Source organism: Phyllobacterium sp. SL163 (assembly GCF_049896885.1).
Lineage (GTDB): Bacteria > Pseudomonadota > Alphaproteobacteria > Rhizobiales > Rhizobiaceae > Phyllobacterium > Phyllobacterium calauticae.
This window is the reverse complement of record NZ_JAFCVE010000013.1, coordinates 13,331-26,310: the sequence shown is the minus strand read 5'-3', so window position 1 is coordinate 26,310 and position 12,980 is coordinate 13,331. Positions and strand designations below refer to the sequence as shown.

General features: G+C 59.2%; 12 protein-coding genes. 4 read left to right on the top strand and 8 right to left on the bottom strand.

Translation table 11 applies throughout. The annotated features are described in order from the left end of the window. Positions 1 to 56: 56 nt before the first annotated feature. The 4 genes from ACP7B1_RS23425 to ACP7B1_RS23410 form a co-directional block, all read right to left on the bottom strand. Complete coding sequence (locus tag ACP7B1_RS23425; protein WP_426137313.1) at positions 57 to 458, bottom strand: DUF3085 domain-containing protein; 402 nt, start codon at positions 456 to 458, stop codon at positions 57 to 59. 10 nt (positions 459 to 468) lie between these two features. After that, on the bottom strand, positions 469 to 1,074 hold the full coding sequence (locus ACP7B1_RS23420; RefSeq protein ID WP_426137312.1) for a DUF1419 domain-containing protein: 606 nt from the start codon (positions 1,072 to 1,074) through the stop codon (positions 469 to 471). 111 nt (positions 1,075 to 1,185) lie between these two features. Further along, complete coding sequence (locus tag ACP7B1_RS23415) at positions 1,186 to 2,166, bottom strand: DUF3991 and toprim domain-containing protein (protein ID WP_426137311.1); 981 nt, start codon at positions 2,164 to 2,166, stop codon at positions 1,186 to 1,188. Between the two features lie 197 nt (positions 2,167 to 2,363). Continuing rightward, on the bottom strand, positions 2,364 to 2,540 hold the full coding sequence (locus ACP7B1_RS23410; protein ID WP_426137310.1) for a hypothetical protein: 177 nt from the start codon (positions 2,538 to 2,540) through the stop codon (positions 2,364 to 2,366). A gap of 344 nt (positions 2,541 to 2,884) precedes the next feature. Between ACP7B1_RS23410 and ACP7B1_RS23405 the strand changes: the two genes are divergently transcribed. Genes ACP7B1_RS23405 through ACP7B1_RS23390 form a run of 4 tightly spaced genes read left to right on the top strand, consistent with a single transcriptional unit; the run spans position 2,885 to position 6,095 of the window. Further along, positions 2,885 to 3,715 (top strand): GIY-YIG nuclease family protein, encoded by an 831-nt coding sequence (locus tag ACP7B1_RS23405; protein ID WP_426137309.1) that lies wholly within the window; start codon positions 2,885 to 2,887, stop codon positions 3,713 to 3,715. A gap of 10 nt (positions 3,716 to 3,725) precedes the next feature. Next, a complete protein-coding gene (locus ACP7B1_RS23400) occupies positions 3,726 to 4,445 on the top strand; it encodes a hypothetical protein (protein WP_426137308.1) in 720 nt (239 codons plus the stop codon). Then, positions 4,442 to 5,023 (top strand): GIY-YIG nuclease family protein, encoded by a 582-nt coding sequence (locus tag ACP7B1_RS23395; RefSeq protein WP_426137307.1) that lies wholly within the window; start codon positions 4,442 to 4,444, stop codon positions 5,021 to 5,023. Before ACP7B1_RS23400 ends, ACP7B1_RS23395 begins: the two co-directional genes overlap by 4 nt. Positions 5,024 to 5,033: 10 nt before the next feature. After that, positions 5,034 to 6,095 carry a hypothetical protein gene (locus ACP7B1_RS23390; RefSeq protein WP_426137306.1) on the top strand — a complete coding sequence of 354 codons (1,062 nt, stop codon included), beginning with the start codon at positions 5,034 to 5,036 and terminating at the stop codon, positions 6,093 to 6,095. 420 nt (positions 6,096 to 6,515) lie between these two features. Here the strand turns inward: ACP7B1_RS23390 and ACP7B1_RS23385 are convergent, their stop codons facing one another. The 4 genes from ACP7B1_RS23385 to ACP7B1_RS23370 all read right to left on the bottom strand — a co-directional run bounded on the left by ACP7B1_RS23385 (position 6,516) and on the right by ACP7B1_RS23370 (position 12,959). Next, on the bottom strand, positions 6,516 to 7,445 hold the full coding sequence (locus ACP7B1_RS23385) for a DUF6615 family protein (RefSeq protein ID WP_426137305.1): 930 nt from the start codon (positions 7,443 to 7,445) through the stop codon (positions 6,516 to 6,518). Between the two features lie 75 nt (positions 7,446 to 7,520). Beyond that, a complete protein-coding gene (locus tag ACP7B1_RS23380; RefSeq protein ID WP_426137304.1) occupies positions 7,521 to 10,778 on the bottom strand; it encodes an error-prone DNA polymerase in 3,258 nt (1,085 codons plus the stop codon). Beyond that, positions 10,775 to 12,286, bottom strand: coding sequence for a Y-family DNA polymerase (locus ACP7B1_RS23375; protein WP_426137303.1), 1,512 nt, complete (start codon positions 12,284 to 12,286; stop codon positions 10,775 to 10,777). The genes ACP7B1_RS23380 and ACP7B1_RS23375 overlap by 4 nt, the downstream gene beginning before the upstream one ends. Beyond that, positions 12,207 to 12,959, bottom strand: coding sequence for an ImuA family protein (locus tag ACP7B1_RS23370; protein WP_426137302.1), 753 nt, complete (start codon positions 12,957 to 12,959; stop codon positions 12,207 to 12,209). Before ACP7B1_RS23370 ends, ACP7B1_RS23375 begins: the two co-directional genes overlap by 80 nt. Between the last annotated feature and the right edge of the window lie 21 nt (positions 12,960 to 12,980).

Below are 12,980 nucleotides of genomic sequence, written 5' to 3'. Positions count from 1 at the left end.
TGAGGATCGTGCTAGATTGTGGAAGGTTGCATTACGGATTGGCGCCTGCCGGATGCTCAAGCGCGCGTCACCAGACACAGTTCTATCGTCTCATCCCGAAACGCGATGGAGAGGTGTGTGGCGCCCGGCTTCGCGGCGATCAGGGCTTCCAGATGATGGGCGTCAAAGAACTCGACACCGTCATCGCCGCCAAAGGTCTGACGCTTGATATGAAACCAGTCGTCGTTGCTGGTGGGATCGCATTCCTCAGCATAGGCGACAAGCGGCCGACCGGCCTCTGCAAGCTTGCCGTTCGACATCACGTAGACGCCGTGATCGCCCACCAGCCATAGGCCGGGTTGTTCTCCTTCGCCAGGTCGCATCCCGTAATAGGGATTGCGATACCCGCCATTGGCCGCGGCGTCCTTGCGTCCGCGGGCGATGATCTCACGGACGGCCTCGATCGGGAAAGACAGCATGGTTTCCTCCTCACGCCGCGACGGCGTCGGGCAGTTGGCGGAACTGCACCGGCAGCTTGGCGGCGATCTCGTCGTCGGTGAGATCGTCGAGCAGCTTCAGGATCGCGCCTTTTCCATTGCTCCAGATCATCACGGTCCGCTTCCCCTGCAGGGCTCGCGGCCACTGATCGCCCGCATAGCCGCGATAGGCATCTGCCGTGGTCGACCAGATATGCTCGACGCGTTCCTCACGCGTCATGGCGCGGACCGGTCGGCTTTCGCGATCGATGATGGCAATGCGCATCGCCTCAATCGATCCACGGTCGGAAAGATCGCAATAGCCGTGGAAATGCCGGAGAGCGCCATCGATGCGCAGCGCGAAGAAGACCGAGGTCACGGAACCGGTCATGAACTCGCGCATGGCGAAGATCGAACCGCGGATCCAGAGCGGCGGCAAGATCTCGAACATGTAATCGTGCTCGGCTTCCGAGACCTCGAACCATTCGCCGGCGTACAGCGAAGCTGGTTCATCCTGGCCGCGCGACGGACGTTTGGCATGGCGATCGAAAAGCGAAAACATTTGCTTGCGGGTGGCGGGTCCCTCAAAAACCTTGCGGATCGAGATTTGGTCGGACATTGGCTGCTCCTTCAGGTTATCAGGGCCGAAGTGCCGAGATCCTCACGACCTCGGTTTTTTCTTCAGTCCTTCATGACCCCTCCCGAGCTGCCGACATCGGGGGCGGCCGGGTCAAGGGCCGGCATCGCCGGGCGCAGCCTCCCTTGATGCGGTTGACGCAGATGCGGCACGTCGCTCTTTTCCTGCTTCCTCTTTCTCTCTTTGCATCTGCTTCAGCACCTCGTTCCAATCCTCAGCTGACGGCCGCAGCCGAAACCATGAGCAGCCCACATCTTCAGCCACCCCCCGCAGCCGGTCAGCAAAAGCATCGCCCTGCACGTTCGCGTCTGTCGCCGCAACGAGTTGCACGTCGGGCGTTTCGCATAGCCGGCGCAGCGCTGATACTGTCGCCGGCGCCCAGCCCCCGCCTGTGCTGAGATAAAGCGTGGCGTCTCGCATTCCTTCGATCGCAGCCAGGCTCATTGCATCGATGGCCGCCTCGGTCACACAGAGACGCGTGGCGGGGGCCGTGCCGAGCCGAAACAGGATCTTGCTCCCGCCTGTAGCGAAGCCGCGCCATTCGGGGCCGCGGCCCTCCCATCCGCTGATCGCGCCACCGTCTTCCGTATGCGCCGCCCACATGCTCCCGTATGGCCCCTCGCGCAGCAGATCCCGATTGATCGCCGCGCGGAGGACAAAAGCCGGGAGGGACCGGTGCCAACGAAGATAGCGCCAGGTGGCGGACCCTGGCCAAGGGGATCGTCGGCGCGCCCAATCCTCGGCGACTGACGCCGAGTTCCTGGCCTCACGGTCGTCCGGTCGCCAAATCGGATCGGAGGGCTGAAGGCCGGAAAGTGCGGCGACCCGCTCGCATCCGTCGAGGAAGTCGTATCCCTCCAGGGCTGCCACCAGACCGAAGATATCACCCTTGTCGTCACCCAGAGGATTAAACCAGCCCCGCCCACCGTGCGTGACAATGATGATGTCGCCGCCTCGACGATACTTCATCGCGCGTTTCGTGCTTTCCTTGACATCGAGGGCGAATCCCGCGGTTTCCAACACCAGCTGGCAACCCACCGTCTGCCGAAGTCGTTCGATCTCGTCTCTCTTCATATTCTTCTCCTCCGGCCGCAAAGCGGCCGACCTCTCATCTCTTTTCTTCCCGCAACATGCGGGATCAGGTTCCGACAGGCGCGAAGAGCAAAGGCTGCAAGGGCATGGCAGGCAAGGTGCAGATTTGCACCGGCCATGGCGGAGCTTCCCTTGCGGCCGCCAGCTCGCAAGCGGCAGCCGGAACGGCAAAGCGGGGCTCAATGAGCCCCAAATGGATGGAATTCATGAATGACCGAGAGGTCGTCGCTAGCGTCGATCTCGTCGGAGGGAAGGACGCCATACTCACCGTCGACTTCGAAGACGGTGACCGGGACCATCAGGTCGCGGGAAAGCTGAAAGGCGTGAGACTGGGCGAGGACGAGATCGTGCGACATGTTGAAAGGCTCCATCAGGAGCGGGCCAATTCCCGCTCGATGGCTCCAAAAAGGCCTGGGGCCGGGCGCGATCACCGCGACGGCGCAGCCAAGCGGCCGCAGCTTGCTAGCGGACCCTTCACGGGTTGATCGTGGGAGATCCGGACCTGGGCCAGGACGCCATCACATGAGAGCGGGATTGGTCTGCTTCTGGGTGTATTTGTCTGTCGTTCGAGTGTTCACATCGGCGCCACGGACAATGAAGTTAGCGCCGCCGCATCCGGGAGGTTCGAGCTGCGAAAGCCGTTTGCATTCTGCGACGCGATTGCCTCAAGATCGATCAAAAGTAGAATCGGATGACTTGCTTGCTCACATTCGGAAATATTCTGGATCTCGCTGGAATCGATCGCAGTTCCGTCAGGCTGCTGCGTCACCAAGACAATCGATACACGGGCTTTAAATCTCCCTATGCGCTGTGGCGGGACCATCGCGAGAGGTTTGAGGCCTATCAGGAAACGCAAAGCATTGGAGACCTAGCGCGCCTCCGAGCACCAATTTGGGCATCTTTTGTCGGAGTTCCCGAGAGAGAAACCCTGTTTGTCGGGCTTTATTCGGCGCAGCTGGTGGGGTTGCTGGGGCAGGATCGACCACATCCCATCACCGGAGGCGTCGAAGAAGCGGGCAGCTGCCACCTCTATAAACTGGAGCTTCGCAACGAGCTTGCCGATCTCGCAGGCAGGTTATGGATCGATTGGGGCTCCGGATATCGGTCCTGGATTCAACGAGGCGATAGCAACGCGAAACCAATTGTGGAACTGCGTAGAAATCTGGGCGAGGATCCTTTTCCAGGTTTCCAGGCTCTAATTCTAAACCTCTCAGACATTGAATCTATGCCGCCGTCCTGGATGGCTGCTCTAGCCGCAACACGTGGCATTTATCTGCTGACCTGCCCGAGAACCCGCGAGCAGTACGTCGGGATGGCCTCAGGAGTGGGCGGGTTTCTCAACCGCTGGAGAGAATATTTTGCTACTGGCCATGGCGGCAATGTCGAATTGAAGAGCCGCGACTCTAGTGACTATCAGGTTTCAATTCTCGAAACGGTCGGGACCGGCGCTTCCATTGACGACATAAGGGAGCTTGAAGGTCTTTGGAAGAACAAGCTTCAGAGCCGGGCCATGGGCCTCAACCGCAACTGATGGGATCGATATGCGCGATCAGTACGCAGGCGATGTAAGCGATGTCCTGAAGCTTGCACTTCTCCGGTCACTTGCAGGTAATGACCGGAAGCTGGGCGTTGCTTGGTATTACGTACCAGGAAATGATGGCAAGCCTGACGGCAGGCACCTGGAATGGCGGACTGAGCCGGCATGGAAAGAACTCGACGGAGTGCTTCACACAGGCCTCACCTCGTTGCCCGACCGCTCGGTCACCGCGCTCGAGGCACTCGCGATCTGGCCTCCAGGATCCGTTTTTTACACCGAACCGATGCCTTCCAGAGCAGAGCGGATGGCGTGGGCAGCCCGGAAACGCCACACTCTTGAGAATTCGGATCTTGTGTTCCTGGATCCCGACAACGGCATCGGAACCGAAACCGCAAAGCATGCGACCTTCGCCGAAATACGCAAACTCCGCCGACCGGGCAGGGCGGTCGTCTTTATAACCTTTCCCGGCAGGAACATGACTCACGAACTGCTGCTGGCGAATTTGCACGCCCGTCTTCGCGCCGAAGCGGATGCATCGCAAGTCTTAACGCTCCGGACCAACGTCTCCGTGCCTAGACCAGGTAGCTCCACGTCTTTTGTGCAGCGACAGAGATGGTTCACCATCGTCGATCCCGATGCAGTCTTGATCCGGCGATCGGAGGCGTTTGCGCATGCGCTCGGCTCCGTGCCGCGTGTCAAAGCAAGTCTTGAGAGAGACCTTTGAGTAAGGCTGATCAAATTCGCGATTTAGCAGCTGAAGGCCTGAAACCGGCTGAAATCGCCAAGCGGCTCGGTATCCGATATCAGCATGCTTATAACGTTGTGAACGCCGGGAACGGGCGCATCGCATCGCAGACAAACCCACTTGAAATCAACCTTGGGGATCGCCAGGGCAGCAGGCCAAGCTTGACGGTCGAGCTACTTATAGCTGGAGGTTTTCAATGGGTAAGCCGATGGATGCTTTCGGGAGAGCATCTGGTTCTTGAAATGCCAGTCCCGCGTGAAGTTGGCGTTTACGCCTTCGTTCGATCGGGAAAGGCGCTTTATGTTGGCGTTGCGACAATGGGGCTTTCAAAGCGTCTCTATTTTTACGGTCGCCCCGGCATATCGCAGCGGACGAGCCAACGTCTCAATGCGAAGATCAAGGCGGAGCTAGCAGGCTTGGAGGCGATTGAGATTGTTGTCGCGATTCCGCCCGACCTCGAATGGAATGGTTCGCCAATTCATGGGAGTGCGGGCCTTGAGCTTGGGTTGATCAAGAAATACGCACTGCCTTGGAATATGCGGGGCGCCAATCGGTAGGGCTTTGGAAATGGAATGCTTCAGGATCGACGAGAGCGGATATACGGGATTTGATCTTTTGAATGCCGAGCAGCGCTTTCAGGGTGCATCGGCCATCGCAATTGATGATCAGGAAGCCGCCAGACTCATCAAGTCGCATTTTCCAAACCTTCAAGCTTCTGAACTGAAATACCGCGCTCTTTCACGACGGCCTGCAAATCACCCGCGCCTTTTGGGCTTGCTCAAGGACCTGCATACGCATCAGAAATGCATCACCTACATCTGCGACAAGCGCTACTTACTGGCGCTCATGTTCGTGGATTATGCAGTTGAGCCCTATTATTACGAGAGGGGGTTCGATCTCTACGTCGATGGCAGAAACTATGGGATGGCATCGCTCCTCCACACCGTCGGCCCCACGATGTTGGGTGGCGCAGACTATGAGGAGCTGCTTCTCGCGTTTCAAAATGCCGTAAAGCAGAAAGACCATCTGTCGCGAATAAGACTGAATTCGGCTGCGAGAAATACAAAGTGGCGCGAACTTCCAGAAATCCTCGGCCCCTTGGGCGAGTTCGCGGCGCCGGAGTGTTGGGATGCAATATCGACGCCTGGCGTTAACACAGATGCAGCGCTCGTTGTGTTGCAGTCACTGATTTCCAGGATGGAGGTTATGGCAGCGGGACCTTACCGCGTCGAACATGACCAATCCAAAAACCTCCTGACATATCACCCGTTGATCCAACGTTTCATTGACCACGACGTCGAGATAGAGTTTCGGCCAACAGAAATCGGATCGATGAAGTTCCCGTTGAAGCTCACGCAAGTTGTTCAAGTCGACTCAAAAACAAGTCCCGCAGTGCAGGTGGCGGATGTTATGATTGGCGCAGCGCTTGAAGCTGCTAACAACCTGACCGGATTGCGGACTGGTGGGCTTAGTCCCGACGATGTCATGAGCCTCTATTCCGAAGATCAATTTATTCACATGTTGCCGTCGGTGGACTTCGAGGAAAACAAACGTGTTCGGAAAGGATCTCAATCCTCGAAGATGGTCGATTATTTTTCGAAAGCCTTCTTCGATCCGGCACGCGAGTAGGGAAATTTTCCCCTTTAATGCCCGTTAGTTAGTTCCATAAGGCATCTTATGTGATATGTTATAACATGACACCTGTTGAGCGTCACACGTGCACGCTTTCGTGCGACATCTGCCAAGGCTGGTTCCTTGCAAGCCGACGGTCGATCATGAATGTGCCAACTTGGATGTGGCTCAACTCGAACAGCTCACAGGAGCCATCATGATCGACTTCCTCGTCCAGACAATCGAACACGCTACCCAATGGATTACCCTTCTTGGCCTCATCTTCGCTGCATGTAACGGCCGATCGATCGACGAGTTCATCTGGCGTCACAACCTACCTTAAGACTCCCATTTGTTTGAAACTCTTCGATATAGGCGGTCGGACTGGCGTCCGCCCGCCAATCTAGCGGAGAGATTTCACCCGCGCCGCTCCGGAACCTAGGTGCCGCTTTTGCCCACCGCTCGAATGATTGACGGGTGCTCGCGAGTCATCATCGTCGAGAAAATCACCCGCGGTCGGGAAAGCTCCTTGCGGTCCGCACGGGTCACGTTGCCGTCGATAGCCCTTCTTATATCGGGCGGTATGTCGTCGGTCGCGGTTATGGAAAGCGCGGGGATGTCGACGATCGGACCCTTGTCCCTGAGGGTTTCAAAACGCCGCTCAAGACGTGAGGCGACAACATCTGGATGAAATGCCGGTGCGAAGGGAAAAACGCGCCGTGGTCCGCCGCTGATCTGAAACCCAATGGTGCCAGCCGGAGACGGGCCGATCGATGTCGGAAGGTGCACGAACGGCCAACATAAAATGTCGGAGAGCGGCATGAACGAGCCGCGCCAGGTCTCAACCATCTTCCGGTCGCGTTTGCAACCGCCGGCAACTACGGGTGCGATCTGATGGGCAAATACAAGGTTGATGCCCTCGACAGCCGGCCTGGTGGCAGACTTCGCCGATAGAGCTGAACTTGGATGATAGAAAATGTAAAGCGGAAGCGTGGACATACCCCCTGGCGCGCTGCCGGAGAAAGCAATCAGGGTCTGGGCTTGCTTGCCCTTGTCGTGGTCAAGATGTTGGTAATACCAATATCCACCCTTCGACTTGGCGAACTGGGCGCGCTTGGCCTGCAGAATGATGCGCAGATACCGGCCGCCCCCAATGTCCTGTGGAGCGGCGAAGATCCAGTCCATATCACCACCGGTGGTCGGCTCGTCGGGAAAATCGACACGTATCCCAAACGGTTCGAGGCCGATCAGGCTGGCCATCAGAAGATCGGTCACGCTCTCTTCGCGGAAGTTTCGCTTCAGGCCGCGATCCCTTTCGAGCAGTTCGGCAACTTTCGGCGGGAAGGAATGGGCGAGATCGCAAAGCATACGACAAATCCATGCTATAAATTGATTGAGTGTCTTCGAAGGCGATAGCACACCAGAAGTCGCCGGCACACAAACTCAATGGAAATTCCGCGCCTTGATCTTCAGCGTATCGATGTGAAGGTCAGGCACGAACATGTCGCGCGGGGTTACGACCGGCTTCGGCTTACCCCGTGGATCAGGCCCTCCGCCTCTTGCGAACTCATCACCGCGGCCGGTCGGGAGTCTGAACTCTTCATCGCGATCTGCAAGGCCGACCAGGTCGCCGGACAAGTCGAAGAGCTGCTGGGCGACAAGATGAACAACCTCCCCTTCCCTCTGAATCCGGCCGTTGATCGCCATCATTGAGGATCCGAGAACGATCCGCCTTCGTTTTTCAAAGAGTGTCGGCCAGACAACCAGGTTGGCTGACCCGGTCTCGTCTTCGATGGTGATGAACATGACGCCTTTTGCCGATCCCGGCTTTTGCCGCACCAGGACAAGGCCGGCGGTATAGACCCATCGCCCGTCCCTCGAATTCATCGCGTCGGCACAGGTGATGATATTGCGCGCCGACAGATCCTTGCGGAGGAAGGCGATCGGATGCTGCCGCAATGTCAGTCCGATATGACTATAGTCCTCGATAACGTTATGCCCGTCCGTCATCTGCCGAAGTACGACCTCTGGCTCGTGCTGCTCGGCAATTGCAGCCACTTGCCGTTCGGCAGCCGCCGCGAACAACGGCAGTGGTTCGTCGCGCAGCGCCTTGATCGCCCAGAGCGCTTCCCGGCGCTCAAGCTTCAGCGACGGCAGAAACGCATCGGCTTTGGCAAGCTGGACAAGCGCCTCCGACGGCACGCCTGATCGCCGCCACATATCATCAACCGAGGAAAAGGCATTGTTCATGCGTGCTGTGACGATCCGAGCGGCGTCGGCGACAGCCAATCCTTTCACCCGCCGGAAACCGAGCCGGACAGCATGCCGATCGGAATTGCCGATCCGCTCCAGCGTACAGTCCCACCGGGACCGATTGATGCAGACCGGCCGCACCTCGACGCCATGTGCTCGCGCGTCGCCTACGATCTGGGCAGGGGCGTAAAATCCCATCGGCTGCGAATTGATCAGCGCGGCACAGAAGGCTTCCGGGTAATGGCATTTGATATAATTCGAGGCGTAGGCAATCAGTGCGAACGACGCTGCGTGGCTTTCCGGGAAACCATAGGAGCCAAAACCTTCAAGCTGGCTGAACGTCTTTTCGGCAAACTCGGGCGTGTAGCCATTCCTCACCATTCCCGACACCAGCTTGTCCTTGAACCGCGAGACGCCACCGGTGAACTTGAAGGTCGCCATGGATTTGCGCAGCTGATCGGCCTCGCCGCCGGTAAAGCCGGCGCAGACCATCGCCACGCGCATGGCGCTTTCCTGGAACAATGGCACGCCGAGCGTCTTGCCGAGCACGGCCTCGAGCTCTGGCGTCGGGTACTCGACAGCCTCTTTGCCTTCGCGCCGGCGTAGATAGGGATGCACCATGTCCCCCTGGATTGGCCCGGGCCGAACGATCGCCACCTGCACGACCAGATCGTAGAATGTCCGCGGTTTCAGGCGCGGCAACATGGCCATCTGGGCGCGGCTCTCGATCTGGAAGGTGCCAAGCGTGTCAGCTTTCCGAATCATCGCGTAGGTTGCCTGATCCTCCTGCTCGATCTTCGACAGGTCGAGATCGCGATCCTTGTGCTCTCGGATCAGATCGAAGGCCTTGGCCATGCAAGTCAACATGCCAAGAGCCAGGATGTCCACCTTCATGAACTTCAGGGCTTCGACGTCATCCTTGTCCCATTCGATGATCTGCCGGTCCTTCATGGTCGCCGGCTCGATCGGTACCAGATCGTCGAGCCGATCATGGGTAAGGACAAACCCGCCGGGGTGTTGGCCGAGATGCCGGGGGGCGCCCATCAGCTGCTGCGCGAGCTTCAGTGTGAGCACAAGACGCCGGTCGTCTGGATTGAGATTGAACTCGCGGACATTGCGATCGCAGACCTCCTCCGACCAGGACCACATGCCTGAAGACAAGGCCTTGATGACGTCTTCCGGCAGGCCGAGAGCCTTGCCGACATCACGGATCGCGCCACGCGCCCGATAGCGCGTCACGGTCGCGCAGAGTGCAGCCTTTTCCCGGCCGTAGGTCTGGTAGATCCACTGGATCACCTCCTCACGCCGCTCGTGCTCGAAGTCCACATCGATATCCGGCGGCTCGTCGCGCTCCTGGGATACAAAGCGCTCAAACAGAAGATCGTTGGTCGAGGGATCGATACTGGTGATACCGAGAATATAGCAGACGGCGCTGTTGGCCGCAGAACCCCTGCCCTGGCAAAGAATGTCTTGAGCCCGCGCATAACGCACGATCGAGAAGACCGTGAGAAAATAGGGCGCGTATTTCATGGTGCGGATCAGATCGAGCTCGTGGCGCACCGTCTTCAGAACGTCAGGCGGCAGACCTTCGGGATAACGGTCTGGAATGCACTGCCAGACATAGTACTCGAGCGAGGCCTGGGCATCCTTGCCCGGCACGATCGCCTCCTCCGGATATTGATAGGTCAGCTCCTCCAGCGAAAATTTGCAACGGTAGACGATCTCCACCGTCCGTGCGAGTGCCTCGCGGTAGCGCGGAAACAGGCGTTCCATTTCTTCCGGCGGCTTCAGATACCGGTCGGCATGCCGTTCGCGCTCGAAACCAACATCGTCGATCGTTGTGCGGGCGCGAATGCAGGTCACGATATCCTGCAACTGCCGGCGACCCGGATCATGGAAGAGGACGTCATTGGTGACGACCGTTTTCACCTTGAACCGCGCCGCGAGATTGGAAATTTCATGCAGCCTCAGCTGGTCGTTCTGCCGGCGCCGGAGGCAGAGCGACACGTAGGCGCGATCGCCAAACACCTCGGCCATTTTGCGTAGCTGGACTGCACAGACGTCATCCGGCAGATCCGGCACCAGAATGCCGATCATGCCGTCGGTGTAGGCGATGACGTCGTCCCATTGCAGGATACAGTTGTTCTTGCCGCCGCGCGACTTGCCGAGCGTGATGAGCCGGGTCAGCCGGGAATAGGCAGCCCGGTCAGTCGGATAGACCAGGAGGGACATTCCCTCCTGCAGATCAAGCCGGCAACCGACGACTAGGCGCAAGCCCGTTGCGCGGGAAGCCTCAAGCGCCCGGATAATTCCGGCCAGCGAATTGCGATCGACGACGCCGAGCGCTTCGATTCCGAGAGCCTTTGCGGTTTCAAAAAGCTCCTGCGCGGAGCTTGCCCCGCGCAGGAAGGAAAAATGGGTGGTGACCTGAAGCTCGGCATAACTCATGCGAAAATCCCGTGCAGGAACCAGCGATGGCTACCGGTTTCCGGATCGATGCCATCTCCCGATCGAAAGACCCAAAGGCGCTCGCCAGCCTCGTCTTCGATGACGAAGTAATCCCGTACCGCTTCCATCTCCGCATCTCGCTGCCACCATTCGCCAAAAATCCGCTCCGGACCATCGGCGCGTTTGACCTTCCGGCGCTTGCCGCGCCAAGTGACCGAGACCGGCGGACGGTCCGGCAGCAATGCGATAGCCTCGATCAGCTCGGGACGCGCCAACAGCCGAACCGGCCGGCGCCAATGGCTGATCCAGGTGACCTCGACCGGATCGGCCGCGGCGCTGATCCGCTGTACAGAGCGCTCTGGCACATCGGACGCTACCGGCGCCACCCGATATACACGCTGACCGCGGTTGCCATAGATATCGATCAGCGGCGTGACGTCGGTGACTTCATCCTCGACCAGCGATGATGACTTCTGGCGCTCCTCCAGCGGCTCGACTATCACGGCAACCAAGATAAGTTTTTCGATCCCGAAACCGGGCTCGATCTTCTCCGTCCGATCGCGAAACAGCTTCGTCAACCAGGCCACATCGCGCACCGGTTTCACCGTGCCGGCACGGATCGCCTGCCGTTTTCCGTCAACCTTCTCGACGATCAGATCCGCTCGGCGAACGCCAAGGCCGCGTTTCTGTAGTTCGTCGATGAGTTGCACGACCAGCCGGCCGACATATTTGTTGATGGTCTCGGCAGCACCGATCGGCTCGGCGAAGGCGCGACTGACCTCGATCAACTCGGCGGTGCGGATCGGATCGATCGGTTCGGAGACCCGGCCGAACATCTGGTCGAGCCGCCGGCCTATTTCCGGACCGAAACGAAGCGTTAGCGGCGCACGCGGCGTGTTGGCCAATTCGCCGATCGTCTGGAAGCCAAGCATACGCAGATCGCCGACGACCTTCCCCGAAAGACGCAACAGCGATATCGGCAGCTTCTCGACGGCACGCGCGGTCTCAGAGATCGGCACAATGACCGTCTCGCGGCTGATGGCACGGGCGCAAGCGTGTGCTGCACCCCAGCTGTCAGCGATCGCGACACGGGGGGTGAGCTTCCTTGCCAGGAACTGGTTGGCGATCTTCGTCACCATCGGCAGTTCGCCGCCCTGCAGGTGATCGGCACCCTCGGTATCCATGACGATGCCATCGACCCCATCAACAGCGACGATCGGGGAATAGAGCGTCAGCGCCCAGAGCGTGATACGCTCGAGCGCTACGGCATCCGTTGCAGGATCCGCATCGACCAGCATCAGGCCGCGGAACAGCGCCTGTGCTTTGGCCGCCGGCATGCCGACATGAACGCCCGCCTGCCTGGCGGCTGCGTCCGCCGCCGACACCCAGCGTTTCGAGCCGCTCCTGGCGATCACGGCGATCGCCTGTTCACACGGAATGGAGGGATCGGCGCGACGAATGCGATCCGTCGGCAGATCCGGGAGATAGATCGAGACGACCCTTGTCATCGCATGCCCTCACGAGAAACTCAGCACATTCACCCGCTTTCACGCGCATCAGCTCCAGTAACCATTGGGGCCTTCCAATACCCGGCACTGGCAATTCCTCCGACGGCATGACGCTGACCCGCCATCGCGTGGTCGATGCCGTTGGCTGTCCAAAATCATTCGCCTCCGACTGTCGTCGCCAGCGTCTGACAGCGAGCGCCATCGTCCCTGTTTTCTCGGCCGCCAGCTGCAGTCGGCGCGAGCCGACCATCGGCAGGCGAACGAGTTCACCCACCACGGCGCCGAGCCCACCGAAGGAAAGCCCCTCTTCCATATTGGCGAGCACGTCCTCCTCCTTGTCGGATTCGACGAAGATCACCCGGTCAGCATGCAGTCCGACTTGGGCGAGCGCCGGAAAAAACAGGTCGGGCCGCGTCAGGCACCAGACAACAGGACCTTTGGTGCGGGCCGCGATGCCCGCTGCGCAAAGCGCTGCCGCCGCACCATCCACCGTGCCCGACCCGCCGCCGGCGAATTCATGCAGGGCTCCATAGGCAAGACCACCGCCTGGCAGGACTGCATCGATTTCCGGCATACCGAAGGATAGGTAGTCAGCCTTTCGGACTGACACGCCTTCAAGCGAAGCGATGCGCTCGCGCAGATCGGAAATCACCCTTTCGCGGGCAGCAGTCATCGTTCACGGCTCCCTTCAAGG